The following is a 25,031-nucleotide window of genomic DNA, read 5'->3' as shown; positions in this document are numbered from 1 at the left end:
CCGAACACGACCCCTACGAAGCCGGCCTCGGCTTCGCCGTCAAAATGACCAAAGACAACTTCGTCGGCAAAGCCGCCCTCGAAGGCCGCACCGAGGAGAACTCCGCACGCCGCCTGCGCTGCCTCACCATCAACGACGGCCGCTCCATCGTCCTGGGCAAAGAACCCGTGTTCTACAAAGACCAGCCCCTCGGCTACGTCACCAGCGCCGCCTACGGCTACACCGTCCAAAAACCCATCGCCTACGCCTACCTCCCCAACGAAGTCTCCATCGGCGACTCCGTCGAAATCGAATACTTCGGCCGCCGCATCCCCGCCACCATCACCCAAGACCCCCTCTACGACCCCACCATGACCAGGCTCCGGGGCTAAGCCATGACCGGAACGGAAACGGCCGGGACCGCAACCATCGGCTCGGAGACCATCAGCAGCTACCTCACGCGGCTGGCTTCACGCCAGCCCACCCCGGGCGGCGGCGCGGCAGCCGCGCTGCACGCCGCCCAGGGCGCTGCCCTTGTGGCAATGGTGGCCCGCTACTCCACCGGCGCGAAATATGAGCAGCACGCGGCCCTGGTGCAGCGCGTCACGGAAGCCGCCGAGGGTCTGGTGCTCGAAGCACTGGGCCTGGCGGATGCAGATGAAGCTGCCTTCCAGGGAGTCATCGATGCCTACAAGCTCCCCTCGGAATCAGCGGAGCTCAAGGCGGCCCGTGCCGCCACCATCCAGGACGCCCTCGTCCAGGCAGCCAGGACACCGGCAAACCTTATCGGTGTTGCTGGGTCCGTGGTGGAGCTCGCAACCGAGCTGTTCGACGTGGCCAATCCCAACGTGATCAGCGATGTTGCCGCCGCCGCCGATGCCGCCCGTGCGGCGGCAACCACCGCACGGGTCAATATCGACATCAATGTGGTGGCCGTCAAGGACCCCGGTGCGCGTGCACAGCTCGCCCAGGAAACGGACGGCCTCGAGGACAAAGTGGTGCTCGCCGCCGACTCCCTCGTAGCCCGCGTACGTGAAAGGATCCTCCATTGACTACTGCCACCCTGTCCGGCAAGGAGCTTGCCGGGATCATCGGGCAACGGGTCCAGCAGGACATCAAGTCCCTGGAGCACGACGGCGTCCGTCCTGTCCTGGCCGTTGTCATGGCCACCGACGACGAGTCGACCAAGTGGTACGTCCGTTCGATTGAGCGGGCAGCCGAACGTGCTGGAATTGGCTGCCGGATCATCGACCTCGGGCACGACGCCACCGAACAGGTCCTGGCCAGTGTCCTGCGGGACCTGAGCGCTGAACCGTCGGTGAACGGCATCATCCTGCAGACGCCGCTGCCGGATGGCGTGCGCACGGATTCCCTCGTGGGACTCATCGCGCCCGAAAAGGACATCGACGGCGCGAACCCGCTCAGCCTGGGGCGCCTGGCGGTGGGCCAGCCGGCCTTCGCACCCGCCACCGCGCGGTCCGTCGTCGAAATCCTTGACCACTATGCAATCCCGGTGGCAGGCCGGAACGTGGTGATTGTAGGCCGCTCTGCCGTGGTGGGGAAGCCGCTCTCCCTCCTCCTGCTGGCACGTGACGCCGCCATCACGGTCTGCCACTCCAGGTCCGGACCGCTTGCGAAGTACACCAAGGAGGCGGACGTGGTGGTGGTCGCGGCAGGGCGGACTGGCCTGCTGACCGGCAGCCAGGTCTCCCCCGGGACCGTAGTGGTCGACGTCGGCACGAACGTTCTTCCCGACGGTTCCCTGGTGGGCGACGTTGATGCGGCAAGTGTCAGCGGCGTAGCTGCCGCCCTCACCCCCGTCCCGGGCGGGGTGGGTTCGGTCACCACGGCGCTGCTGCTCCTCCACACGGTGGAGGCGGCGCGGCAACAGTCGCCGGCTCTCGTCCTTGAAGCTGCGGGCTAGGGCAGCCGCGGAAGGAACGACGGGCAGTTAAACGCAATCAACACGGGCCTGATGGTCCCGTTATCCGTAACTGGTGCTTCGGTGGGCCTAAAACCTGGGGAGGTATTCCTCATCGAAGCACCGTTTTCGGATAACGGGGCCATTGCCGTACCCCGGCCGGTTCCGCCATCCATCCGAAAGGGAAGGAGCAACGATGCTCACCTCTGAAACTGAGGCCGGTCCGCCGGCCGCCCACGCACAGCCCTGCCATGCGGCCCCCTCCTGGGCCGAGGCCCGGCAGCTGGCGTACGAGTGTGCCCGGCCGCTTCCGCCCGTTTGGGTTCCGCTGGCGGACGCTGACAGACGGGTCCTGCACCGCGATGTCACGGCGTTGCAGGATCTGCCGCATTACGCGTCCTCGGCCATGGATGGCTGGGCCGTCAACGGAACAGGCCCCTGGCTGCTTCCCAATCCGGAGCAGCCGCCGGCGTACCCGCGCCTCGCAGCGCAGGGCCGCCTGGCAGCCAACCATGCCAGAGTCATTGCCACCGGCGGCCTGGTCCCTGCCGGTGCCCAGGCCATCCTGCGCAAGGAGAGCGGCGAGGTGGTACAAGGGCCGAATGGCAGCCCGGCCCTTACCGTCCGGCCCGGCGCCCGGCCGGATGAACCGCGCCGCGGACAACACATCCGTCCTGCAGGCGAGGAGGCCCTGGCCGGCGATGTGCTGCTGCCCGCCGGCACCGTCATTAACCCGGCACGCATCGCCCTGGCCGCTGTGGCGGGGCATGATGAAGTCCAGGTCCGCGCCCTGCCTTCGGTGGCCGTCGTGCTTACCGGTTCCGAGGTGGTGACGCGGGGAGTCCCCGTGGCGGGAGAGGTCAGGGATACCTTCGGGCCGCAGCTGGGCACAGTCCTTTCGCAGCTGGGCGGCATTGCCGGCAGTCCCGTAAGGATCGGCGATTCCTTTGACGAGTGGCTGTCCGCCCTCGACACCGCCAGTGTGCCTGACGGAGGGCAGGCCGATGTCATCATCACCACAGGCGGGACCGGACGGTCCGGTACAGACCATTTCCGTGCCGCCATTGGCTGCCTGGGCGGCCGCATCCTGCTCGACGGCATCGCCATGCGCCCCGGCCACCCTGCCGTCCTGGCCGAACTCCCGGACGGGCGGTTTGTGGCCGGGCTGCCGGGTAATCCCCTGGCGGCCATGATGGCGCTCCTGACCGTGGGGGCGCCGCTGCTCGCCGCACTGGCGGGCCGCCCGCTGCCCGCCGCGACGGACGTGCTGTCCGGCAGCGACATGGCACCGGACCCCGGCCGGACCCGCCTGGTCCCCTGCAGGTTCCTGTCGGGGCTGGCGTTTCCTGTCCAGCACACGGGCCCGGGCATGATGCGGGGGCTCGCCTGGGCGGACGGGGTCATGGTGGTGCCGCCGGACGGCGTGGACTCGGGGCAGCCCGTCCCGGTACTTCCGCTTCCCTGGACCCCCGCCCCGGCCCTGCTTACCGGCACGAACCCCCAAGGATTGAGCACGCCATGACCCGCATGACCCAGCGCCGCAAAATCCACCGCTTCCATCTGGACGGGTCAGACACCGAGTACCCGGTGCGGCACAAGGAAGATGTCCTGGCCGCCGAGGAACCGCTTGAGATCCGCCTCAACGGCCGCTCCTTCGCCGTCACCATGCGCACGCCGGGAGACGATTTCGACCTGGTGGCGGGCTTCCTCGTCTCGGAAGGCGTCATCCGGCGCCAGGCGGACCTGGTCTCACTGCGGTTCTGCGCAGGCAGGAACGGGGAAACCCAGACTTTCAATGTGGTGGATACCCAGCTGGCGCCGGACGTACCAATGCCGGACACCATGCGGCACGTGTACACCTCAAGCTCGTGCGGCATCTGCGGGACGGAGTCAATCGACGCAGTCCGCAAGGCTATCCATTTCCACCCGGAACAGGACGGCCTGCAGGTCCCTGTCGACGTCCTGGCGGGCCTGCCGGACAGGCTGCGGGCAGCGCAGGCCGTGTTCGACAAGACCGGCGGCGTCCATGCTGCCGGCCTGTTCAGGGTTGACGCGCGGGACGCGGAGCTGCTGTGCCTCCGCGAGGACGTTGGCCGCCACAACGCCGTGGACAAGGTGGTGGGCTGGGCCCTCCGGCAGGGGCAGCTGCCGCTCCGCGGCACCGTGCTGCAGGTCTCCGGGCGCGCATCCTTCGAGCTCGTTCAAAAGGCCGCACTGGCGGGGATTCCGGTCCTGTCCGCGGTCAGCGCACCCTCCAGCCTGGCGGCAGACCTGGCTGCCGAAACGGGCGTGACGCTTGTCGGCTTCAGCAGGGGCCACAGCTTCAACGTCTACGCCGGCCGGGAACGGGTGGGACGGCCAGCGACGGCGGTGCGGCAGGAAAGCATTGCCTAGAGCAGCCTGCCGTACTGGGGTGCTTGTAGCTGCATGCGCAACGCGCATCGCGATAGGCAACAGTGTGACTCACGCCACGGCAACTGTCAAGAGAGCCTCGTCACGAGATGAAATACCTTGACTTTGAATGTGGCGTGATTCACTCTGTTGCTTAGCGCGAGTTCTGTTGACTCCTGCGGAACACCTCCCCAAAGGGCTACCAGCCCGAATGCGACCACGTTTCTCAACCTAAGAGGTGCATCATGCACAAGGCCTGCCCCCCAAGCCTTCCCACGGGACTCTCCGGCTTGATACTCCACGCCAAATCGCACACCCATGACTCGCCGAGCAAAGGACCCGCTCATGGCCATCAACAGTGAAACAAAATCTCCCCACCCCGAGAAACCGGCAGCAGGCACAGACCCGCTGACCGATCCCGCCCTTCCGGACTCCGCCACGGCGGCCCCCATAGACCCCGCCGAGGCCGAAACTACCCTCCCCCAGGAGAACGAGGAGTACGAGCAAATCCTCGAGGAACTGCGCCAGAGCAAAACCGAGCAGGCTGTCTCCCAGCGCCGCAACCGCAAGCTCGTCCTGGACAAGGTCACCTTCGGGATCACGGGCGCCGCCGCAGTCGCCTTCGTGATCTGGGGTTTCACGGGTCGGGACAGCCTGTCTACTACGTCCACGGCCGCACTGAACTGGGTCATGGAGTACACGGGCTGGCTCTTCATGCTCCTGGCTTCGCTGTTCGTGATCTTCGTCCTGTGGCTGGCGCTGGGCAAGTTCGGCAACATCCCGCTGGGCAAGGACGGTGAGAAGCCGGAGTTCCGCACGATTTCCTGGATCTCCATGATGTTCGCTGCCGGCACGGGCATCGGCCTGATGTTCTACGGTGTGGCCGAACCGCTCTACCACTACATCTCGCCCCCGCCAGGCAGCGTGGACGGCCAGACCCCCGAAGCAATCCAGACAGCCATGGCGACTTCCATCTTCCACTGGACCCTGCATCCCTGGTCCATGTACGCGGTGGTCGGCATCGCTCTCGCCTACGGCACCTACCGACTTGGCCGCCGCCAGCTCATCTCCGCGGCCTTCACCTCGCTCTTCGGCGTGCGCGCCGTCGAGGGCCCCATCGGCAAGTTCATCAACATCCTGGCCATCTTCGCCACCCTCTTCGGCACCGCCGCGTCCCTGGGCCTGGGCGCGCTGCAGATCGGCAGTGGACTCACGTCCAACGGCTGGGCCGGCGAGATCGGCACCCCCATCCTTGTGGTGATCGTGGCCATCCTGACCTTCTGCTTCGTGGCCTCCGCCGTCTCCGGCGTCAGCCGCGGCATCCAGTGGCTCTCCAACATCAACATGGTCCTGGCCGTCACCCTGGCACTCATCGTGTTCGTCGCCGGCCCCACGCTGTTCATCCTTAACCTCATCCCGTCCGCCGTCGGCGACTACGTCCGCGACCTGGCCGAGATGTCGTCCCGCACCGAGGCCGTCGGCGACGAAGCCCTGCGCACCTGGATGTCCGGCTGGACCATCTTCTACTGGGCATGGTGGATCTCCTGGACGCCCTTCGTGGGCCTGTTCGTCGCCCGGATCAGCCGCGGCCGCACCATCCGCCAGTTCGTCACCGGCGTGATCCTGGTCCCGAGTGTCGTCAGCATCGCCTGGTTCGGGATCTTTGGTGGGACGGCCATCAACCTCCAGCAAGTAGCAGCCGCGTCCGGCAACCCGGACGGTGGCGTTGCGAAGCTCGTCGACGGCGCACTCGCCGTCGATTTCAACGGCAGCTTGTTCGAACTGATTAAGCACCTGCCCCTGCCGGTCTGGGTCATCACGGCCGTCATCGCGCTGGCCATGCTGCTGATCACGATCTTCTTCGTCACGAGCGGGGACTCCGCCTCCCTCGTGATGGGTTCGCTCAGCTCCAATGGCTCGACCGAGCCCAACCGCGGCGTCATCGTTTTCTGGGGAACGCTGACCGGGGCGGTGGCTGCGGTCATGCTGCTGGCGGGCGGTGACGAGCCCGCCGAGGCCTTGTCCGGCCTGCAACGGATTACCATCGTGGCGGCCCTGCCGTTCATCATCGTCATGCTGCTGCTGTGCTTCGCCCTGGCCAAGGACCTGCGCCGGGATCCCCTCGCCCTGCGCCGCCGACTGGCGACGTCAGTGGTGGAGCGGGCCATCCGCACCGGTGTGGAGCAGCACGGCGGCGCCCAGTTCGAGCTCGTGACCAAACACGATTGCGGCGAAACATGCCCCGACCCTGAAGCCTGCCCGGGCGGCAGCTCCGTGGTGGACAACGCAAAGAAATAGCCGATCGACTCCGGCCCCGGTGGACACCACCGGGGCCGGAGTCTTTTAACTCTTTATTGCTGGGGCTTATTGCTGGACGGCGACTCTTACTGGGTCCTGACCGTGACCTGGTTCGCTGGCCTGGTTCGCCCTGCTGATCTACGCCGATTCCCGGTTCAGCACCACGTCGTAGGCCTCCACCCGCCGGTCCGTCACCGTCGTGGGTGACTCCAGGTGGACTGCCCCCGACGGCAAAATGCCGGCCCCGCCGAACCGCTCCATGACCTGCCACTGGGCCAGGACGTCCTCCCCCGCGTGGTCAACCGGCAGGTCCGTCCAGAACGTGAACCCGCCGGCGTCGTTCAGTGCTTCCCGCCGGTAGAGCACACAGCCACCCAGCCATGCCACCCGGTACGGCACCCACTGGCCGGGCTCCAGGGACAGCTCGGCACTCAGGTGGCTGAGGTTGGCTGCGCTGTGGAGCGGCCAACGCTCGAAGCCGGGGGCGCCGGGGCGGATGCGCTCCGCACTAACCTGCCCCTCCCAGGCTTCGAAATTGGCGGTTTGGTCAGGGCGCCTGTCATCCAGGTAGGACAGCCCCTGGGGCGCCATTCCCACAAAGCCGCACGCGAGCTCATCCAGCGCCGTGCTCAGCCGCTCCAGGGCACCCGGTTCCAGCCACACGTCGTCGTCAAGGAAGAGGCACTGGTCCGCCTTGGACTGCTCCAGCAGGAACTGGCGGTGTTCGGCCAGCCCGCGCCGCGGCAGGTGGCGGAGCAGCGTGACCGGCCTCCCCTGCGCCTCCAGGACCCGGACCATGGCGGCAGCGGCGGGATGCTCCCATCCCGGGTCCCCGGTGGACTGGTCGCTGATGACGACGGCGAACGCGGGGTCAGCCTGTCCGGCGAGCCCGGCGAGGGTGACAGCGAGCTCAGCCGGGCGGTTGCAGGTTGGCACCAGTACGTCGACGGGTACCTGGCCGGGCAGGCCTGCCGGGCGTGCCCACTGTTCTGACGATCTCCTGCTCACAGTTCCTCCTGGTGCCGGCGGTCGGTGCCGGCAACTGGTGAATGGGTTCCGAATGTTCTTACCCAGACCGCGGGCATGTATGCCGGCGGCACGGCAAAGGCCCCCGTCCCCGCATCTCGAAGCCTCGAGGAACGGGAACGGGGGCCCTTTGCCTGTGGGCTGTTTTCGCCCAGGCCGCGTTCACACAGGATCAGCCGGCGTCGAAGCTCTCGCCGCCATCGTCCTTGGGAGATTTCTCCTGCGGAAGGTCGTTGCCGCTGCCGTCCGGGATGCCGGCCGCTTCCTGGCCGGACTCCGAAGAGACGGGCGCAGAGCCCTGCGAATCATCGTTGGACTCGTCGATCTCCGCGGCGCTGGAGGGCAGGTCCATGTCGTGCGGAACAGGCTCCGTTCCGGCCCCGCCCTGCGGCTCGTTGGTGTCGGCGCTGCCTGCTGCCTGGCTGCCGGCGGGTGCGCCGCCTGCGCCCTGGCTTCCGCCCATTTCCTGCTCGGCGGTCGGGGTTCCGTATCCGCCAGGATCCGACTCGGGCCGGGCCTGCTGGTTTTCCGTCATGGTTCCTCCTGTTGGGGTTGCGGTTTGAAAGGGTCTTGGGGCCTGGCTCCCGGCGTCTGCTCAGAGTCCCTTGCCGCCGGTCACCGGAAGTACGGCTCCTGAAATGTAGGATCCGTCCTCGGAGGCCAGCAGCACGTAGGATGCCGCCAACTCGGCGGGCTGGCCCGCACGTTCCAGGGGCGTGTCCTGGCCGAACTTGGGAAGCTTGTCAGGCCATTCGGTGGCGGGAATCAGCGGCGTCCAGATGGGGCCGGGGGCCACCGCGTTGACCCGGATGCCCTTGGGGCCAAGTTCCTGCGCCAGGGCCTTCGTGAACGCCACCTGCGCCGCCTTGGTCATGGCGTAGTCGATCAGGCCGGGCGAGGGGTTGAATGCCTGGATCGATGCGGTGGTGATAATGGAGGCTCCGGCTTTCAGGTGGGGCACGGCCGCCCGGGCACTCCACAGCAGGGAGTAGAGGTTGGTCTTGAAGACCCGGTCGAATTCCTCCGTGGGCAGGGTCTCAAGGCTTTCGCGGTTCTTCTGGTAGGCCGCGTTCAGCACCACAATGTCCAGGCGTCCGAACTCGGACGCCGTTTCCTCCACGATCCGGGTGCTGAACTCTTCCTCCCGCCCGTCACCGGCAAACAGGAGGGCGCGCCGGCCCGCCTTCCGGATCCAGTCGGCGGTGTCCTGGGCATCGTCCTCCTCCTCGGGCAGGTAGGAGATAGCGACGTCGGCCCCCTCGCGGGCGAACGCGATGGCCGCTGCCTTGCCGATCCCGGAATCGCCGCCAGTGATGAGTGCGGCCTTTCCCTCCAGCTTTCCATGCCCCTCATAGCTGAGCTCGCCGTGGTCCGGCTTGGGGTCCATGGGCGCCGTGAGGCCGGGCTGCTTTTGTTCCTGCTCCGGGAACGGGCCCGCGTGGTAGCCGCCCCGGGGGTCCTTTGGCTGGTCTGTCTGCTTGTCACTGCCGCTCATAGTCCGCTCCCTGTTTCGGTTCCGCTGTGCCGGTCTCGAAAGGCCCTGCCGGGGCACCGGCCATTCGAAGCTATCCCGGCCGGAGGAACAAGTCCACCGATTGGTAGGAATAATCAGTAAACTTATCAAATGATGGTCGGGACGCAATGCTTGCCTTGTTTCTGGGTATCTGGGGAGTAGAAAGGGACCAAGGCCTGGCTGTCGCAGGAAGGAGAGGCAATGTCAGAGGTGGAGGATTACACCGGCAGAACGGGGCGGAACGAGACCCGCGAGGAACAACTGGACCGAAACTGGGCGGAGCTCCTGCAGGAACTCCGCGTGCTGCAGACCGGCGTCCAGATCCTGGCAGGTTTCCTGCTCACCCTCCCATTCCAGGAGCGGTTTGAGGGCCTGGACGATTTCCAGGTGAACCTGTACCTGGTCAACGTGGTAATTGCAGCCTTGACCACGGCATTCATCCTCCTCCCTGTCAGCGTCCACCGGCGCCTCTTCCGCAAGCGGCTCAAGGAAACCCTCGTCTCAAGCGCGGACACCATCACCAAGATCGCCCTGGGCGGCGTTGCCCTCCTCAGCGCCGGGACGGCGGCGCTGGTCTTCGACGTAACGCTGAACCGGTCCGCCGGCTTCACCGCAGGAGGCGCGCTGCTGGGCGTACTGCTGGTCCTGCTGGTCTATGTCCCCCTGCACCTGAACAGGCGCGCCGCGGCGAACGGCAAAACCGCTACCGGAAGAAGCAGCGATGTCGAAATGGGCTAAAGAGCACGGGCTGCTGGAGACCAGGGAGGCAGCCATCAAGAAGGCAACGCCGTGGCCGGTCAAGCGCGGCGGCGCGGCGCTCAAGCTCTATAAGCATTCGCTGTCCATCTGCTGAACCACACTACGAGACCGGCGCCTGAGCCGGCTCGATAACGAGAGGAATCCATGCGAACCATTGCGAAAACCATTCTCCTTGCCCTGCTGCTCCTGGTTGTCCCGGCCCTGCCGGCCGGCGCGTCCCCGGCAGCAGCGCCCGCCAGCCAGGACAGCGTCATCCACGCAGGCACGGAGTTCTCCGGAGGGGTGTTGGCGCCGGCCGGCAACACCCCCACGCCGTCCCCCGGCGACACCGCCTCCAGCGGCCCGGCCAACCCCGGAACCGGCGAGTCCGCGCAGAATGAGGCCACCCGGCTGGACTGGGCGCCGTGGGTGATTGGCGCCATTGCTGTAGTTGTCCTGATCCTGATCCTGATCTGGCGCCGCCGCCGCAACACCACCATCGTCGGCTGATGGGCGCGATCCAGGCGCATTTGCTTGGGGGGAGCTCCATGATCAGGCCCAACGTGGCGGACGGGATCCACCTCATCACGCAGGCCCACGTCAACTGCTATGTCATCGAGGATGACGACGGGTTGACCCTGCTGGACGCCGGCCTGCCGGCCATGTGGTCCATGCTGCTGCAGCTGCTCGAGGACCGGGGCCGGCGCCCGGAGGACATCAAGGCCCTGGTGCTGACGCATGGCCACTTCGACCATGTGGGGTTCGCGGTTCGGGCGCAGCAGGAGTGGGACGTCCCGGTGCTGGTCCATCCCGGCGACTCGCACCTGGCGGCCCACCCCTACCGGTACAAGCCCCAGCGCAACAGGTTCCTCTACCCCTTCGCCCATCCCCGGTCCCTGCCGCTCCTGGGAAGCATGGCGGCAGCCGGGGCCCTGAAGGTCAAGGGTGTGTCCAGCACCCGCCCGCTGCGCACCGGCGATGCGCTGGACGTCCCGGGCCGGCCCATGGCGGTGCACACTCCTGGCCACACGGACGGGCACTGCATTCTGTCCCTGCCCGGCCGGAATGCTGTCTTCAGCGGCGACGCCCTGGTGACCCTGGACCCTTACACCGGCAACCGGGGGCCGCAGATTGTGGCCTCGGCAGCGACCAAGGACACCACGCAGGCACTCTCATCGCTGCATGCAGTGGCGGCTACCGGCGTCGACACTGTGCTCCCGGGCCACGGGGAGCCCTGGACCGGGGGTGCCGGGGCGGCCGTTGACCACGCGCTGCGGGTGGGGGCGCACTGAAGCAGCCCAAGCCCCGGCCGGGCAACTGCGGAACTTAGGCTCCTTCGAGCACCTGGCTTGTTGCCCAGGCCAGGTATTTTCCGGCATTGGCGACGGCGTCTGCCGGGCTGGAGGCCACGTCCAGCAACTGCGCCGCGGCCACCACGCCGTGCCCGGCAAGGTCCTCGAGGGTCACCAGGATCCGGCCCGCCACGACGATCACCGGAATGCCCTTCTCCCGAGCCGCGTCGGCGAGCGCGATGGGAGCCTTGCCCGTGAGGGACTGCGAATCCATAGACCCTTCGCCGGTGATCACCAGGTCGGCGCCGGACAGCTGGTCGGCCAGTCCGGTGAGTCCGGCCACCAGCGCGAAGCCACCCTCCAGCGCGGCACCGGTGAAGGCAAGGAACGACGCCGGGAACCCGCCCGCCGCGCCCGCGCCCGGAACATTAACGTCCCGGCCGGTTGCCTCCCGCAGCACCGAGGCCCAGTTGCGGAGCCCGGCGTCGAGCAGTTCGATGCCGTCCTGGTCCGCGCCTTTCTGCGGTGAGAAGACATGGGCGGCCCCCTCCGGGCCGAAGAGGGGGTTTCGGACGTCCACGGCGATGCGGAAAGTGGTGGCTGCAAGGCGTGGGTCCAGCGCGCTGGTATCCAGCGCGACGACGTCGGCGAGGGAGCCGCCACCCAACGGCACGACGTTACCGGCGGAATCCAGCGGCTTGAGGCCGAGGGCCCGCAGGGCGCCGCTGCCGCCGTCGGTCATCGCGGAGCCGCCCAGCCCGAGCACAATCTCGGTGGCGCCCGCATCCAGGGCGGCAGCGATGAGCTGGCCGCACCCGTAGCTGTGCGCGCGGAGGGCATTGTCGGCAGTGGGCTCCATGTCCGCCAGGCCGGAGGCCTGCGCGGTTTCGATGACGGCGGTAACCGTGCCGTCACCGGACTTCCGGATGGCCCAGGCGGCGCCAATCGGGGCGAGGATGGGCCCCACCACAGCATTGAGGCGTTCCTCGTAGCCGGCAGCAACTGCCGCCTCCAGGGTGCCCTCGCCGCCGTCGGCAATCGGGAACTGGGTGGCCACGGCGTCGGGGTAAACCCGCAAAGCCCCTTCCGCCATGGCCGCCGCGGCCTCGGCAGCCGTCAAGGAGCCCTTGAACTTATCCGGAGCAATAAGGATGCGCATGGGCTCCATCATGCCAGCAACGCGAGGGAAAGCGCTTGCCCGGCCGTAACACGAACAGCAGGACCTATCCCTCGCGCCACTCGTGGCTGGTGATGTGCGACCCGGCCTGCGGCCCCATCTGGAGCATGCCGCCGTCCACAGCCCACGCCGCCCCGTTCACGTAGCTGGAGGCAGGCGAGGCCAGGAACGCAATGACGGCTGCAATCTCCCGCGCATCGCCGGGCCGGCCCAGGGGCACACCAGGGCGGTCCTTCGCCGTCGGATCCTCGTCCTCCTGCCCCGTCATGGGTGTGGCGATCTCACCGGGCGCCACCGTATTGGCGGTGATTCCGTGCTGGGCCAGTTCCAGGGCAAGGGTTTTCATGAGCCCGCCCAGCCCGTGCTTGGATGCGTCATAGGCGGAGGAGCCCACGCGGGGCTGGAATTCGTGCACGCTGGAGACGGCAATCAGCCGCCCACCCCTACCGGCCTGGACCATGCGGCGGGCTGCGGCCTGCAGGCATACGAAGGCGCCGTTGAGGTTGGTGTCCAGGGTCTGCATCCAGCGGTCCAGGTCCATGTCCAGGAACTTGGTGCTTTCGCCGGTGCCGGCGTTATTGACGAAGACGTCCACGCCGCCCAGCTCGTCCGCGAGCTCCTCGATCACGGCCCCAGCGGACCGGAGTTCGGTGGTGTCCAGCTGGCGGATGACAGCCTTGCGGCCCGCGGCCCGGATTTCTTCAGCCGTCTCCTCCGCCCCGGCCTTGTCCGAGTGCCAGGTGACGCCCACGTCCATGCCCGCCCTGGCAAGGGCCGCCGCGGTGGCCTTGCCGATTCCGGAGTCCGATCCGGTGACGATGGCGGTGGCGGGCGCGAAGTTGCTGGTGTCCTGCATCGTGGCAAGCCTTTCGGTGTGTCGGGTGCTGGAAAGGTGGGATTACGCCGGGCGGCGCAGTTCCGGCTCGGGAGGGTAGCGCCTGGCGGCTGCTGCTGCCTCCGGCTCGTCCTTGACGGCCATGAGCGGAACGGCGAAAGTGACCACCGGGCGGTCGGCGTCGTCTGCGGACCTCACTGTCAGGCTCCGGGTGCCCGGCGGCACGGAGGGGGTGAAGACCTGCAGGTTCCGCGACCCCAGGATCGCCGAGTTCCTGAATCTGTACTCAGTGCCGAAGTGATCCTGCAGGATGATGTTCGGCTGCGGACCCCCCTCGGACGCCATTTGGATATTGACCACCAGCCCAGTGGCCCAGATCTCGACGGACAGGACGGTGAATTCGGTGGATTCCGTGACGTGGCTTCCGTAAGTGGGTGGCAGCAGCATGCCCCGGAGGGAGCCTGACGGTATGAGTTCTCGCATTATTGGTTCCTGGTGGTCTTGCGTCCGCGGTCGCCGAAGCGTCGCCGGATGTGCTCCGGTGCTGCTGAAACGATTAGGGGCGCCGGTGCGGCTTAGGCGTCTTCCCGGTTGGGGTTTTCCAGCCGGAAGAAGGTGGATTGTTGCCCGTCGCTACGCTGTTCCTGATAGATGAAATTGAGGCGCCGGGAGTCGAAGGTCTCAAACCATTCGTCCCAGCTGATGTGGCGGAGTTTGTCATTGTTCCCGCCGAAGTCGATCCGCAGCACACCCAGGTGGTTGCCGTGTTCGGTGCCCTCAACGGTGGCCGGAACGCCGCTGCGCTCCTCCGCCCACTGCCGGATGACCTCATGGTGCGTGGTGGCCAGGCTTCGGCCCTCGCGTTCCGGCTCATCCTCCGGCGAGGTGACCTCCTGGGAGTACTTGAGGGACTTGGACGATTCCGGGCCCTGGCGGATTTTCCCGCCGTCCGGCCCAGCACCCAGATCCTGCTCGTCCCGGTCGGTGTCCGCGTCCCGGGTTTTGCTGCCTTTGTCCTCCGCCATGGTGGCCTTCCTTTCCCCAGAGGCTGGAACTAGTAAGTCTACTTATTATGTAGCCTCCCGATCAGGCCCCGTGTCAAGGGGATGGAGCGGTTTCAGCGGCTTTCCACAACGGTGGAAGGACCGGTTTTTCCGGGGCTAATCCCGCGGCCGCAGCACCGCGTAGTACCCGGGTACCCGGCTTCGCCCGTCCACACCGGTTGCAGGATTGGTCTCGATGGCCACCTCGCCGTCCTCCAGCAGCTCCCAGGATGCGGCGGGCAGTACCTGCTGCCTCTCCTCAGGGCCGAAGTGTCCGGGCATTGGCAGGCCCCTAATGGCACGTTCAAGCGGAGCGGGAATGCCCTGCATGGTGGCGCCCAGGTGGGACACGTAATCCACGGGATTGCCTTGGAAGTTGGTCTCAGCCAGGAACAGGGTGCCCCGGTTTCCGGTGATGAGGCGGAGATTTTCGACCAGGGCCGCCTGGTCCCCGGGGTCAAGGACGTGGAGGACGCCACGGACAAAGACGTTGGCGCCGCCGTCGAAGCCCTTTTCGGCTCCCGGCGCAGTCATGTCCCGCGTCTCGAACCGGACGTTCCCGATCTCCTGGGAATCGGCCGCTGCCCGCCGGACAGCGTGCTCGGAGACGTCCACGCCGACGGCCTCAGGAAAGATTCCCGCCAGCGCACGGGTGAAGCTGCCGTGCCCGCACCCAACGTCCACCACAGGGAGCGCCGGGTCCAGGTGGCGGAGGAGGACATCCTTGTAACCGAGGAATTCGTCGTCCGTGCCGGCATCCCACAGCACCTCACCGCCTGCGCCTGTTGCCCTGATCCCCGCCCAGTACCGGTCCCACGCAAGCGGCCGGTCCTTGGGCGCCGAGCGGGAAAGCCGGACGAGCTTGGGAATCAGCATGTACTTCCGCAGGGCAGACAGTACCGACTTGGCGGGTGAGGACTTCGCTGGCGAGGACACCGGTCAAATATATGTCCCACAGCACAAATCGCACGTTTTCGCCGGGCGGGCAGGACCGATTTTACGACGCCGCCCGCCAACCATGAGCGGGCGTCCGGCTTACTGGCCGCCGTCGAGCCTCAGCCATGCCATGGCGTCCTGCCTGGACGTGAAGAACCGGGTGGGGCATGGCAGCTTGCTGACTCCCAGGACGAAGTTGGCCATCACCTTGTCCACGGGTGAGGAACCCAGCAGTGCAATACGTGAGGCCTGGCACGGCCGGCCGAACACTGCACGAGCTCCCCGGCTTACCCGTTCCGTCGTCGCCATGTCCACCAGCATGGGCCGCCTGCTCTCGCCGCACAGGTCGTTGACCCTGATCATGGCGTTCTCGGCGTCGGCCTCGCTGATGGAGGCGCCCCGTGGCCACCGCAATTGAAGGATCCCGTCCTCATCCAGGCGCAGGTGTCCCTTGGTGGATCCTTCCGGCTGGTCCGTCACTTTGTCCCTCCATATGGTTTTTCTGGAGCCACGAGTCCCGCATCCCCCTACAATGTACTCAACTGGGAGGGAAGGGGTCATTGTGGCGGCTGATACGCCGGGTGACTTGCGCGTGCCACACACCGCCGTGGTGGCAGACCCCGACGCTGGGCGGCTCGCGCGGAACGCCTCCGCACTGCAGGAGGCGGGCTTTTGCGTGGCTTCAGCGGCGGACGCACCGGGGCTGGCAGCACTTTTGGAGGACAGCAACCCGACGGTCATCGTCGCCGACGCGTCGCTGCTTCCTGCCATTGACGCCGAAGCTCCCGTCCTGCTGATGGTGGACCTGGACAATCCCGCCGAAACCTCCGCCCGCCCTTCCGGTATCCATGACTGTATTACCAAGCCGCCCGCCCCGCGGGAGCTGGTCCACCGGACTTCGGCCCTGATCGACCTGGTGGCCAGGCGGAGCGCGTCCAGGCAGCGGGCCGAGGCACTGCGCGAACAGCTCCGGCTGGTATCCGCGGCCGTCCGCGCCACCAACGATCCCCAGGAGATCGCGAACCACGTGGTGGCAGGCTTCGGCCGGACCTTCAAAGCCGACCACGTCCTGCTGGCCACTTTCGAGGACGAGCGGGTGCCACGCATCACCGCCGCCTGGGACGCTCCCGGACTGCAGCCGCTGCCTGACGGTGCCCTGCCGGACGGCGAAGAGGCGCACCGGACGGCGGACCTCCTGTGGGCCGGCGCGGAAACCATGTCCTCGTACGGACCCGAAACGGACGAACCCACTGGCGACGGCGGGCGGACAGGCGAAGGTGGGGGAACGGCGTCGGGCATTTCCAGCACGCTCTCCACCCTCGCGGTGCCCATCGGCGAAGGAAATTCCTCGCTCGGGATTATCTGGATTGCCATGCGCGACCGGCCGCGCCAGTGGTCCCGGGCGGAACTTGGCTTGATCCAGCATGTGGCAGGCAACGCTGCCTACGGGCTGATCCAGAGCCACCTGATCAGCAGCCAGCAGCAAGTGGTCAAGCAGCTCCAGCAGCTGGACAAGGCCAAGACGGACTTCCTGGCTACCGTGAACCATGAGCTGCGCACGCCGCTGACATCGATCATTGCGTACCTGGACATGATCCAGGAAAGCACGGAGCAACCCGTTTCCCCCGAGGTCCACCAGATGCTTGACATCGTGGTGCGGAATACGGAGCGGCTCCGGTCACTGATCGAGGACATGCTGAGCGTTTCCCGCAATGGCCTGGATGACAGCCTGATGCATTTCACGCCCGTGCGCCTGGGGCAGACCCTTGACCTGGTGGCGGCGGCACTGCGGCCGCTGGCCAAGCTGCAGAACGTGACCATCGAGGTGGACCCGGTGCCGGAGGACCCGGAGATCCTGGCCGATGAGGTGCAGTTGCAGCAGGTCTTCACCAATCTGGTATCCAACGCCATCAAGTTCACCCCCAGCGGCGGACGGATCGAGGTGGGCAGCGAGTCGCACGCCGCCGAGGACGGAACCCGCTGGGCAACGGTCAGCGTGGCGGATACCGGCATCGGCATTTCCAGCGACGAAATCGACCACGTGTTCACCCGGTTCTACCGCGCCTCCAACGCCATGTCCGGGGCGATCCCGGGGACAGGCCTGGGACTGGCCATCACCAAGGACATCGTGGCGCGGCATGGGGGGAAAATAGACGTGGCGTCCACTTTGGGCGCCGGCACAACCGTCACCGTCAGCCTCCCTTTGGATGCCGACCGGTCCCGGGCCAACTGAGCGGGGGAAGGAGGGAACCTTGATGTTCGCCGAAAACGATCCCCGGCTCTCCCAGCTGCTGGAAGGCATTGTCCGGCTTGCATCGGGAGACCTCAGCTCCCGGATCGAGGTGTCCCCCGCCCGGGACGAGCTGGACGCCATCATTACTGGCACCAACCTGCTGGCTGAAGACCTGCAGATCATCTACGAAGAGCTTGAGCAGCGGGTCCAGGTGAGGACACAGCTCCTGCACGAGGCACACCTTGAGATGCAGAAGATGGCCATGCAGGACCCGCTCACCGGCCTGGCCAACCGTTCTGCCCTGATCCACGCGCTGGAGGCGGCTCTGGAGTCCGGGATGCCTCCCGGGGAGGGCCCGGTGCTCCTCCTCATGGACCTCGACGCTTTCAAATCCATCAATGACAGCATGGGCCACACGGCTGGCGACCAGGTCCTCATCGCCGTGGGGGAACGGCTCCGGGCCGCGGTGCGCGCCGAGGACGTCGTGGCGCGGCTGGGCGGGGACGAGTTCGCCATCGTGATGCCCTCCGCCACCCCGGACCAGGCCACTGTGGTGGGCCACCGGATCCTCGCGGCCCTCAAGGAGCCCATCCAACTGCCCGGCAGGAGCGTGCGCTGCGGGGCCAGCATCGGCCTGAGCGCGGGCGGCGAGGGACACACCCCCGAGGACATGCTGATGGAGGCCGACGTCGCCATGTATGCCTCCAAGGCGGAGGGGCAGAACCGGCTGCACCACTTTGAGCCTGCCCTGCTGCTGATGCGCAGGCTCCGCAGCCAGCTGGTGGAAGACCTGCGCGCCGCAATCAAGAGCGACGGCCTGACGCTGCACTACCAGCCTGTGGTGGAGCTCGCCACGGGGCGCGTGGAGGGAGTGGAGGCGCTGGTCCGCTGGAACCATCCCACCCGCGGGTTCATCATGCCGGATGAGTTCGTACCGCTGGCCGAGGAAGCCGGGCTGATCTCCGAGCTTGGCCTTTGGGTGCTCCGGACGGCCGTGCACCAGCTCCGGTCGTGGGTTGCAGCTTCCCTGGTGGATAGCAGGTTCTCCATCCGCATCAACATTTCCGCTACAGACCTGCAGAGCCTGCAGTTCATCGAGGACGTCCGGAATGTGCTGAAGGAAACCGGGGTGCGGCCCCAGCAGGTTGTTCTGGAACTGACGGAGGTGGCAATCGTCAAGGGCAACGAACTGGACCGTTATTCGCTGGGCGGGCTGCGCGGCCTGGGGGTGGGAATCGAAATCGATGACTTTGGCACCGGTTACTCCTCCATCAGCTACCTGCGCCGGCTCCCGGTGGACCGCGTGAAGGTTGACCGCTCGTTGATCACAGGCCTGGGCACGGATCCGAGCCAGCCCGCGCTGGTGGCAGCCGTCCTGCAGCTGGTCCGTGCGTGCGGGCTGGAGGCTGTATGGGAGGGCGTGGAAACCGCGGAGCAGGCCGAGATCCTTCGGGGGCTGGGCTGCCTGAGCGCGCAGGGCTACTACTTCAGCAGGCCGGTGCCGCCCGACCAGATCCCGCTGCTCCTGGCCGACCAGCCCGAAGGCGCCAATCCCTAGCACCGGAAGTTACCGCAGGGTACCCGAATTAGTCCTAAAACTCCCGCAAACCACTGCGCTTTTTGGTGCTGCCGATATACGATCATCCTGCGGTGTCTGGTTTTCCTTGCCGCTTGAGCTGGGGATTCACAGAAGCACCGGAATTAAAGGCGTTTAGAAATTGAAAATAAATTGGGCCAATGGGTCATTACTTCGTCAACTGGGGGCGTAGCTAATGTCGGTTCGTGTACAGGCATGGGGAATTATTGCCGCGGTACTGGCGGAGACAGATCCGTCCGGCGCGGCCGTCCGGCAGCGCCTTAGCAACAGCCTCGACGAGAATCCGGGGGTGCCCGAGCGGGCCCTGCTGGAATACCTTCTTGAAACGCGGCGCAGCGATGCCAATACCGTGGAAACGCTGGAAACGGCACGGGAGATGCGCCTCACTCCCGCCGCCATCCCGCCCAAACTCGCCGAGCAGATCGATGCCATCCGCAGCATGTCTCGGATCAGCGCGCTGCTTGAGAACCAGATGCTGATGACGGCCTTCCAGCCGATCTATGGGCTCAGCGATAAAAACGTGTTGGGCGTGGAGGCGTTGTCACGCTTCGTCAGTGACGACGGCGCCGCGGCCAAACTGTGGTTCGCGGAGGCCGCCGCTGTGGGCCTGGGCGCCAACCTGGAGTTCTCGGCGCTCGGCTCGGCCGCAGCGGCCGCCAGGGACCTTCCGCCGCACCTGTTCGTGTCCCTGAACATCTCCCCCACGTCCTGTCTGGACCCGCGGCTGCCGGAACTGTTCGAGCACATTGACCTTCCCGTCAACCGGATTGTCCTCGAGCTCACAGAGACCATTCCGGATGAGGAGTATGCGCAGTTCATCGCCGCCATCAACCCGCTGCGTGACCAAGGCCTGCGGATCGCTGTCGACGACACCCACTCCGGCGCCGGCGCCCTGAGCCGCATGGTGCACCTTCGTCCTGATTTCCTCAAGGTGGGGCGCGATGTGATCGGGGACGTGGACAATGACGGCCTGCAGCGCGCCCTGACCGCCTGCCTGGTGGATTTCGGCCAGCAGATCGGCACCACCCTCGTAGCAGAGGGCATCGAAACGGTGGGGGAATTGAAGGTCCTGACAGAACTGGGGATCGACGCCGGCCAGGGCTACCTGCTGGGACGCCCGTCGGTCCGGCCGAAAGACTGGGTTTCCTGGAACACCCGGCTGGACGCGGACGGCCTGAACCGGCAGCTTGTGGGGCCCGAACAGGCCACGCCCAATCCACAGGGAAAAGACGCCTCCTGAGGTGAATCTTCGGGCAGTGGACCGGCCGGCAGGAGTGCCGCCGGTCCACTGTTTTTGTTGTGCGCCCTATTCGTCGTGGCCCTGGTCGCCGCTCATCTGGTCCTCGGCCGGGGGCGTCTCACCGGGCGGTACTCCCCCGCCCGGCTCCAGGCCCGTGACGTTGCCTTCGGCGGGATCCGGGTTGGCTGAGCCCGCCGAATCCCTGCCTCGGGCTGCCTCGGTGCCATGGTTGCCCTTGCCCGGCTGGTCAGGATTGGCCGGATCATTTTCCGGATGGTAGCTGCTCATGGTGCGTGTCCTTCCTTCCCGGCCGTGGTTCTTCGCCCCAGCTCTGGACTAATTGTAAGCATGCTGATAATTCTGGAGGGGTAGGGCTGGGCGGCCGCGGGGGCGTCCGGCACACACGATGTCAGGAGGAACAGAGATGGGAATCGGCGACAGCATCGGCAAGGCAGCGGAGAACGCCATGGAGGACCTGGCGGGTACATCAAAGCCCACGGAGAAGATGAACGTTCCCGACCCCACGGACCCCAATGACGACGTGGAGGTCCACTCCTCCATCAGCGAGGGGTCCAACGCCATGGAGGCTGAAAAGGAGAAGGCACCTGGCCTGAAGACCGGGCCGGCGCCCGGGCCGGTCTCCGAGAACCCCTTTGGCGGGGATATTGACGAAACGAACAATGACCGGACGGAAGCCGGCCGTGGAACGGGCGACGACGGGCTGACAGGCAGTGCAGCCGCCCCGGGTGGAGCGGGGGCGGCAGGAAGCGGCGGCCCCAGCGGCGTTGCGGGCGGACTGCCGGACAGCAACCCGGACGAGCTGCGCGCCGACCCGACGGAAGGCGACCAGGACCCCTCCACCAGCACGGGCCGGGGCTAGCACCGGGCGAACATGGGATCAGGCGGGTGGCCCCGGCGGCCACCCGCCTCTTTCCGTGAGGACTTCCTTGAGCAGGTCGGCGCGGTCGGTGACCAGGCCGTCCACACCCAGTTCCAGCAGACGGCGCATCTCGGCGGGTTCGTTGATGGTCCAGACGTGTACCGCCAGGCCAAGACCGTGCGCCCGGCGGACAAATCCGCGGGTGACAACTTCAATGCCGCCGCGGCGCGCCGGAACCTGCAGTGCGTGGACGCCGGACAGGATCCGGCGCATCAACCACCGGAACGCAGGTCCCGGCAGCACCGGGCCCAGGAAAGTGAAAAGGGCGATCGACGCAACCCCGGCCGAGGCCGCAACCGGGCGGCTGAGCAGCTTCAGAACCGCCCGCCGCCGCCGGTCCGAAAAGCTGGTGACCAGCACCCGGTCATGCACCCGGTGGCGCTCAATGGCGGACGCAGTGCTGGTGACAGAGCCCCAGTCCTTGACGTCCAGGTTGAACCGGATGCCGGGCAGTTCCGGGACCAGTTCGTCAAACGTCGGGACGGGCTCGCGGCCACCGATGCGCACCCTGGCAACTTCGCCGGCCGTCAACTCCGAAACCCTGCCCCGGCCGTCCGTCACCCGGTCCAGCGTGTCATCGTGGAAGAGGAGCAGCACGCCGTCGGACGTGGTGTGGACATCCGTTTCCAGGTAGCGGTAGCCGAGGTCGACGGCTGCCCGGAAGGCGGCCCTTGTGTTCTCCAGCCCTTCAAGGGAGAAGCCCCGGTGGGCCATGGCGATGGGCAGCTGGTTGCCGGCGGCATCCGTGTTGGCAAAGAACGGCAGGGTCACAAAGTGAGCGTACCGGAGCAGGCCGGGCCGCTGGCGGACGCCCGGGTCAGTCTTCGTGCGGCAGGATTTCGACGCCGTCACCGCAGTGCAGCAGCGTGCGGCCGCGGCCGCCGTCGAGATTGATCCACACCACGGTGTTGTCCGGCGTGACTGCGTCAACCACGCCTCCGGCTTCGAACCCGGGGGTCAGCAGCACGCGGACGCGGTCGCCCTGCCGCAGCTTCCTCCAGTGCGGCGCAGGCGTTGCCCTGCGCAGTGGTGCATCGGCGATATCCCGCTTGGTATTCCGTGCCATCCCTACCCCTTCAGCCTGCAGGAGAGGAGCCTGCTCTCCGGGGTTCACGCTACCGAGGAAAGGTGAACGCCAGGTGAGCGCCAGCTGAGAAAACAGCGGCCGGCGCGGAAATCACGAACGCGGCGCACCCAGCGAAGCAAGCCGCACCTCCAAAACCTGGGCCACGCCGTCGTCGTCGAAATGCGGTGCCCGCTGCGCTGCCGCGGCGATCGCCTCGGGGTGGCCGCTGGCCATGGCATAGCCGTGGCCCGCCCAGCGGAGCATCTCGATGTCGTTGGGCATGTCACCGAAGGCCACCACGTCGGAGGCGTCAATGCCCAGCGCCCGTGCGTACTCTGCCAGGGTGACGGCCTTGTTCACGCCGGGCAGGGACAGTTCCAGCATGGGCACGCCGGGCGAGGAGTGCGTGGCGGCGGCGAGGTGTTCGACGGCGGGGCGCACCTCGGCGAGGAACTGGTCCGGAGTCCCGTCCCGGACGATGGCGAGGAACTTCACCACGCTGTCATCATCAACCAGGGTTTCCCGCAGCGGCGCCGGGGTGAACTGCGACAGGAGTTCGCTTGACTCGTTTTCGATGAACCCGGGCTCGAGGTGGAAGCCGGTGAGCGTTTCCGCGGCGAACAGTGCAGCCGGGCGGAGGTCCTTGATGATGCGGCGGATTTCCAGCACCGCAGCGATGCTGAGCGTGCGGGCCGAAACCAGCTTGTCCGTTTCGAGGTCCCAGACCACGGCCCCGTTGGAGCAGATGACCGTCCCGGTATGGCCCAGCTGGTCCTGGAGTGGATGCAGCCAGCGGGGCGGCCGTCCGGTCACGAAGACGAGTTCGACGCCGGCGTCCCGGCAGGCGTGGAAGGCGCGGACGGTGCGGTCGCTGATTTTTCCGTCGTGCCCGAGGATCGTTCCGTCAATATCGCTTGCCACCAACCGCATCCTGCAAGTCTACGTGGCGGCGGCCGGCGGGATGATTCCGGCAGCCAGGAGGTCCGCTTGTCAGCCCGCGGCGCTACACTGAACTAATCGAACATATTTTCGACTAAGGGTGTGTTGTGGGCGTTATAGTTGGTCCCCGCGTGATAGATGCGGGCGCCTCGTACCTGTCGGTCCTGATCTCTCCTGTCGCCGTTGCGGCAGGCTTCCCGTCGCCGGCGCAGGACTACTTCGATGGCCGGATCGACCTGAACGCGCACCTGATCGAGGACATCACCAGCACGTTCGTGGTGCGCGTGACCGGAGACTCGATGGAGGGCGCCGGCATCAGCGACGGCGATGAACTGATCGTCAACCGGGCCCTTGAGCCAAAGGACGGTTCCGTGGTGGTCGCCGTGCTGGATGGAGAGCTGACGGTCAAGCGGCTACGCATCACGTCCACGGGGGTGGTGCTGCAGGCGGAGAACCCGAAGTACCCGGACATCCGGGTCCCCGCGTTATCCGAGCTGACGGTGTGGGGCGTGGCCACCAGGTGCCTGCACCATGTTTGACCTGCCGATTGTGGAAGGAGGGCCATGCCCAAACCGGTCCTGATGCGGCAGATGCCGCAGATCGCCCACGTGGATGTGAACTGCTTTTACGCCTCGGCCGAGCGCGCCTTCGATCCCTCGCTTGAAGGGCGTCCGCTGATCGTGCTGTCAAACAACGACGGCTGCGCGGTAACCCGCTCCCCGGAGGCGAAGGCGCTGGGCATCAAGACCGGCGATCCCTGGTTCAAACTCGCACCCCGGGCAAAGGAGTGGGGCCTGGTAGCGAAGTCCAGCAACTACGAGCTGTACGGCGATATCAGCGCCCGGGTGATGGAGCTTCTCGGCAGGCATTCGGCGTGGCTGGAGGTCTACAGCATCGACGAAGCCTTCCTGGGCGTGAAGGGCCGGCCCGAAGAGCTGCTGGCGCTCGGCCGGACCATGAAGGCCGCGGTCCGGCGGAACGTGGGTGTCCCGGTCTGCGTGGGGATAGCGCCCACCAAGACACTGGCCAAGCTGTGCAACAAGTGGGCGAAGAACAACGCCTCCTTCGGCGGGGTGTGCCACTGGGAGGCCGTACCGGCACCGGATCGGGAGGCCCTGCTGGGCCGGCTCCCCGTGGACGAGGTGTGGGGCATCGCGGCCCGGCTGACCAGGCGCCTGAATGTCCTGGGCATCTTCACGGTGCTGGACCTGGTCCGCGCGGACCCTGTAGTCATCCGCGACAAGTTCTCGGTGGTGCTGATGCGAACGGTGCTGGAGCTGCGTGGCATCCCCTGCATTCCCATGGAGGAGGAGCGCCTTGGCCGGGACCAGCTCATCTTTTCCCGCTCCTTCTCCACGCCGGTCACCACCGTTGACGGCATGCGGCAGGTGCTCAGCATCTACGGCCAGCAGGCGAGCGCCCGGCTCGCAAAGCACGGCCTGCAGGCGAAAGTCCTGACGGCGTTCGCGGCCACTTCCCCGTTCAGGCAGCACGAACAGGCCTACCCTTCGGTGTGCCTGTCCCTTCCCATGCCCACGGCGGATCCGCTCCTGCTGACCAAGGCCACCCATGCCCTGCTGCCCCTCATCCGCGACGGGTTGAAGTACGCCAAGGCCGGACTCATGCTCACGGACCTGCGCCCCACCGGAAACCAGTCTCCCCTGGAGCCCTTCGAGAACCGGCATGAAGAACGCGGCATCGGCCCGCTCCTGGAGGACGTCAGCCGCCGCTTCGGGCGCGGCTCCATCGGGCTCGGCCACGGCGGCATCAAGGGCGGCGTGGACTGGTCCATGAAGCGCGGCATGCAGTCCCCTCGGTACACAACGCACTGGGACGAGCTCCCGCTGGTGAAGGCTGCCTGAGGCTT

At 66.8% G+C, this 25,031-nt stretch carries 29 protein-coding genes; 16 read left to right on the top strand and 13 right to left on the bottom strand.

The window, feature by feature from the left end; genetic code table 11:
* The 6 genes from AC5RTT_RS00915 to AC5RTT_RS00890 form a co-directional block, all read left to right on the top strand.
* Nucleotides 1-371 (top strand): glycine cleavage T C-terminal barrel domain-containing protein (locus AC5RTT_RS00915; RefSeq protein WP_494143608.1); only part of this gene is annotated, 371 nt, incomplete at its 5' end.
* 3 nt (nucleotides 372-374) lie between these two features.
* On the top strand, nucleotides 375-1,031 hold the full coding sequence (locus AC5RTT_RS00910; protein WP_494143607.1) for a cyclodeaminase/cyclohydrolase family protein: 657 nt from the start codon (nucleotides 375-377) through the stop codon (nucleotides 1,029-1,031).
* Nucleotides 1,028-1,903: a bifunctional 5,10-methylenetetrahydrofolate dehydrogenase/5,10-methenyltetrahydrofolate cyclohydrolase gene (locus tag AC5RTT_RS00905; protein ID WP_494143606.1), complete on the top strand. Its 876-nt coding sequence runs from the start codon at nucleotides 1,028-1,030 to the stop codon at nucleotides 1,901-1,903. The genes AC5RTT_RS00910 and AC5RTT_RS00905 overlap by 4 nt, the downstream gene beginning before the upstream one ends.
* Before the next feature lie 193 nt (nucleotides 1,904-2,096).
* Nucleotides 2,097-3,422 (top strand): molybdopterin molybdotransferase MoeA, encoded by a 1,326-nt coding sequence (locus tag AC5RTT_RS00900; RefSeq protein WP_494143605.1) that lies wholly within the window; start codon nucleotides 2,097-2,099, stop codon nucleotides 3,420-3,422.
* Nucleotides 3,419-4,294, top strand: a complete 876-nt coding sequence (fdhD, locus tag AC5RTT_RS00895) for a formate dehydrogenase accessory sulfurtransferase FdhD (RefSeq protein WP_494143604.1) — start codon at nucleotides 3,419-3,421, stop codon at nucleotides 4,292-4,294. The genes AC5RTT_RS00900 and fdhD overlap by 4 nt, the downstream gene beginning before the upstream one ends.
* Nucleotides 4,295-4,636: 342 nt before the next feature.
* Nucleotides 4,637-6,589 (top strand): BCCT family transporter, encoded by a 1,953-nt coding sequence (locus AC5RTT_RS00890; RefSeq protein ID WP_494143603.1) that lies wholly within the window; start codon nucleotides 4,637-4,639, stop codon nucleotides 6,587-6,589.
* 138 nt (nucleotides 6,590-6,727) lie between these two features.
* Here AC5RTT_RS00890 and AC5RTT_RS00885 read toward each other — a convergent pair whose 3' ends face one another.
* From AC5RTT_RS00885 to AC5RTT_RS00875, 3 genes are all read right to left on the bottom strand, one after another.
* Nucleotides 6,728-7,597 carry a glycosyltransferase family 2 protein gene (locus AC5RTT_RS00885; RefSeq protein WP_494143602.1) on the bottom strand — a complete coding sequence of 290 codons (870 nt, stop codon included), beginning with the start codon at nucleotides 7,595-7,597 and terminating at the stop codon, nucleotides 6,728-6,730.
* A gap of 190 nt (nucleotides 7,598-7,787) precedes the next feature.
* Nucleotides 7,788-8,150 (bottom strand): hypothetical protein, encoded by a 363-nt coding sequence (locus AC5RTT_RS00880; protein ID WP_494143601.1) that lies wholly within the window; start codon nucleotides 8,148-8,150, stop codon nucleotides 7,788-7,790.
* A gap of 60 nt (nucleotides 8,151-8,210) precedes the next feature.
* Entirely contained in the window at nucleotides 8,211-9,110 is a 900-nt protein-coding gene (locus AC5RTT_RS00875; RefSeq protein ID WP_494143600.1) for an SDR family oxidoreductase, read from the bottom strand.
* A gap of 219 nt (nucleotides 9,111-9,329) precedes the next feature.
* On the opposite strand from AC5RTT_RS00875, the gene AC5RTT_RS00870 reads away from it, so the two are divergent.
* The 4 genes from AC5RTT_RS00870 to AC5RTT_RS00855 are packed head-to-tail and all read left to right on the top strand — an operon-like array spanning nucleotide 9,330 to nucleotide 11,158.
* Nucleotides 9,330-9,866: a DUF6328 family protein gene (locus AC5RTT_RS00870; protein ID WP_494143599.1), complete on the top strand. Its 537-nt coding sequence runs from the start codon at nucleotides 9,330-9,332 to the stop codon at nucleotides 9,864-9,866.
* Entirely contained in the window at nucleotides 9,850-9,981 is a 132-nt protein-coding gene (locus tag AC5RTT_RS00865; protein ID WP_494143598.1) for a hypothetical protein, read from the top strand. Before AC5RTT_RS00870 ends, AC5RTT_RS00865 begins: the two co-directional genes overlap by 17 nt.
* A 50-nt stretch (nucleotides 9,982-10,031) precedes the next feature.
* Nucleotides 10,032-10,376: a LuxR family transcriptional regulator gene (locus AC5RTT_RS00860; RefSeq protein WP_494143597.1), complete on the top strand. Its 345-nt coding sequence runs from the start codon at nucleotides 10,032-10,034 to the stop codon at nucleotides 10,374-10,376.
* Between the two features lie 38 nt (nucleotides 10,377-10,414).
* Entirely contained in the window at nucleotides 10,415-11,158 is a 744-nt protein-coding gene (locus tag AC5RTT_RS00855) for an MBL fold metallo-hydrolase (RefSeq protein ID WP_494143596.1), read from the top strand.
* 34 nt (nucleotides 11,159-11,192) lie between these two features.
* On the opposite strand, the gene AC5RTT_RS00850 is transcribed toward AC5RTT_RS00855, so the two are convergent.
* The 6 genes from AC5RTT_RS00850 to AC5RTT_RS00825 form a co-directional block, all read right to left on the bottom strand.
* Nucleotides 11,193-12,317, bottom strand: coding sequence for a glycerate kinase (locus tag AC5RTT_RS00850; protein WP_494143595.1), 1,125 nt, complete (start codon nucleotides 12,315-12,317; stop codon nucleotides 11,193-11,195).
* A gap of 64 nt (nucleotides 12,318-12,381) precedes the next feature.
* A complete protein-coding gene (locus AC5RTT_RS00845) occupies nucleotides 12,382-13,191 on the bottom strand; it encodes an SDR family oxidoreductase (protein ID WP_494143594.1) in 810 nt (269 codons plus the stop codon).
* 42 nt (nucleotides 13,192-13,233) lie between these two features.
* Nucleotides 13,234-13,653 carry a hypothetical protein gene (locus AC5RTT_RS00840; RefSeq protein WP_494143593.1) on the bottom strand — a complete coding sequence of 140 codons (420 nt, stop codon included), beginning with the start codon at nucleotides 13,651-13,653 and terminating at the stop codon, nucleotides 13,234-13,236.
* 92 nt (nucleotides 13,654-13,745) lie between these two features.
* The gene (locus tag AC5RTT_RS00835; protein ID WP_494143592.1) at nucleotides 13,746-14,195 is read right to left on the bottom strand and encodes a hypothetical protein; all 450 of its coding nucleotides are present in this window, start codon (nucleotides 14,193-14,195) and stop codon (nucleotides 13,746-13,748) included.
* 135 nt (nucleotides 14,196-14,330) lie between these two features.
* On the bottom strand, nucleotides 14,331-15,089 hold the full coding sequence (locus tag AC5RTT_RS00830; RefSeq protein ID WP_494143618.1) for a class I SAM-dependent methyltransferase: 759 nt from the start codon (nucleotides 15,087-15,089) through the stop codon (nucleotides 14,331-14,333).
* Between the two features lie 159 nt (nucleotides 15,090-15,248).
* Nucleotides 15,249-15,629: a DUF7793 family protein gene (locus tag AC5RTT_RS00825; protein WP_494143591.1), complete on the bottom strand. Its 381-nt coding sequence runs from the start codon at nucleotides 15,627-15,629 to the stop codon at nucleotides 15,249-15,251.
* A 52-nt stretch (nucleotides 15,630-15,681) separates the two neighbouring features.
* Between AC5RTT_RS00825 and AC5RTT_RS00820 the strand changes: the two genes are divergently transcribed.
* The 3 genes from AC5RTT_RS00820 (at nucleotide 15,682) to AC5RTT_RS00810 (ending at nucleotide 20,219) form a co-directional block, all read left to right on the top strand.
* The gene (locus tag AC5RTT_RS00820; RefSeq protein WP_494143590.1) at nucleotides 15,682-17,382 is read left to right on the top strand and encodes an ATP-binding protein; all 1,701 of its coding nucleotides are present in this window, start codon (nucleotides 15,682-15,684) and stop codon (nucleotides 17,380-17,382) included.
* Between the two features lie 22 nt (nucleotides 17,383-17,404).
* Nucleotides 17,405-18,940: a putative bifunctional diguanylate cyclase/phosphodiesterase gene (locus tag AC5RTT_RS00815; protein WP_494143617.1), complete on the top strand. Its 1,536-nt coding sequence runs from the start codon at nucleotides 17,405-17,407 to the stop codon at nucleotides 18,938-18,940.
* 214 nt (nucleotides 18,941-19,154) lie between these two features.
* Nucleotides 19,155-20,219: an EAL domain-containing protein gene (locus tag AC5RTT_RS00810; protein ID WP_494143589.1), complete on the top strand. Its 1,065-nt coding sequence runs from the start codon at nucleotides 19,155-19,157 to the stop codon at nucleotides 20,217-20,219.
* Nucleotides 20,220-20,285: 66 nt separating this feature from the next.
* Here AC5RTT_RS00810 and AC5RTT_RS00805 read toward each other — a convergent pair whose 3' ends face one another.
* Nucleotides 20,286-20,507, bottom strand: a complete 222-nt coding sequence (locus AC5RTT_RS00805) for a DUF6480 family protein (protein ID WP_494011235.1) — start codon at nucleotides 20,505-20,507, stop codon at nucleotides 20,286-20,288.
* Between the two features lie 136 nt (nucleotides 20,508-20,643).
* On the opposite strand from AC5RTT_RS00805, the gene AC5RTT_RS00800 reads away from it, so the two are divergent.
* Complete coding sequence (locus tag AC5RTT_RS00800; RefSeq protein WP_494143588.1) at nucleotides 20,644-21,099, top strand: hypothetical protein; 456 nt, start codon at nucleotides 20,644-20,646, stop codon at nucleotides 21,097-21,099.
* An 18-nt stretch (nucleotides 21,100-21,117) separates the two neighbouring features.
* Here the strand turns inward: AC5RTT_RS00800 and AC5RTT_RS00795 are convergent, their stop codons facing one another.
* The 3 genes from AC5RTT_RS00795 to AC5RTT_RS00785 all read right to left on the bottom strand — a co-directional run bounded on the left by AC5RTT_RS00795 (nucleotide 21,118) and on the right by AC5RTT_RS00785 (nucleotide 23,155).
* Complete coding sequence (locus tag AC5RTT_RS00795; RefSeq protein WP_494143587.1) at nucleotides 21,118-21,930, bottom strand: glycerophosphodiester phosphodiesterase family protein; 813 nt, start codon at nucleotides 21,928-21,930, stop codon at nucleotides 21,118-21,120.
* A gap of 46 nt (nucleotides 21,931-21,976) precedes the next feature.
* Nucleotides 21,977-22,225: a hypothetical protein gene (locus AC5RTT_RS00790; RefSeq protein ID WP_494143586.1), complete on the bottom strand. Its 249-nt coding sequence runs from the start codon at nucleotides 22,223-22,225 to the stop codon at nucleotides 21,977-21,979.
* Nucleotides 22,226-22,336: 111 nt separating this feature from the next.
* Nucleotides 22,337-23,155: an HAD family hydrolase gene (locus AC5RTT_RS00785; RefSeq protein WP_494143585.1), complete on the bottom strand. Its 819-nt coding sequence runs from the start codon at nucleotides 23,153-23,155 to the stop codon at nucleotides 22,337-22,339.
* A gap of 116 nt (nucleotides 23,156-23,271) precedes the next feature.
* Here AC5RTT_RS00785 and AC5RTT_RS00780 point away from each other — a divergent pair, with 116 nt between their 5' ends.
* Nucleotides 23,272-23,703, top strand: a complete 432-nt coding sequence (locus AC5RTT_RS00780) for a LexA family protein (protein ID WP_494143584.1) — start codon at nucleotides 23,272-23,274, stop codon at nucleotides 23,701-23,703.
* Between the two features lie 24 nt (nucleotides 23,704-23,727).
* Complete coding sequence (locus tag AC5RTT_RS00775) at nucleotides 23,728-25,026, top strand: Y-family DNA polymerase (RefSeq protein ID WP_494143583.1); 1,299 nt, start codon at nucleotides 23,728-23,730, stop codon at nucleotides 25,024-25,026.
* The last annotated feature ends 5 nt before the right edge of the window (nucleotides 25,027-25,031 follow it).

This window comes from Arthrobacter sp. Y3221157, assembly GCF_059089865.1.
This window is presented reverse-complemented; position numbering and strand designations above follow the sequence as displayed.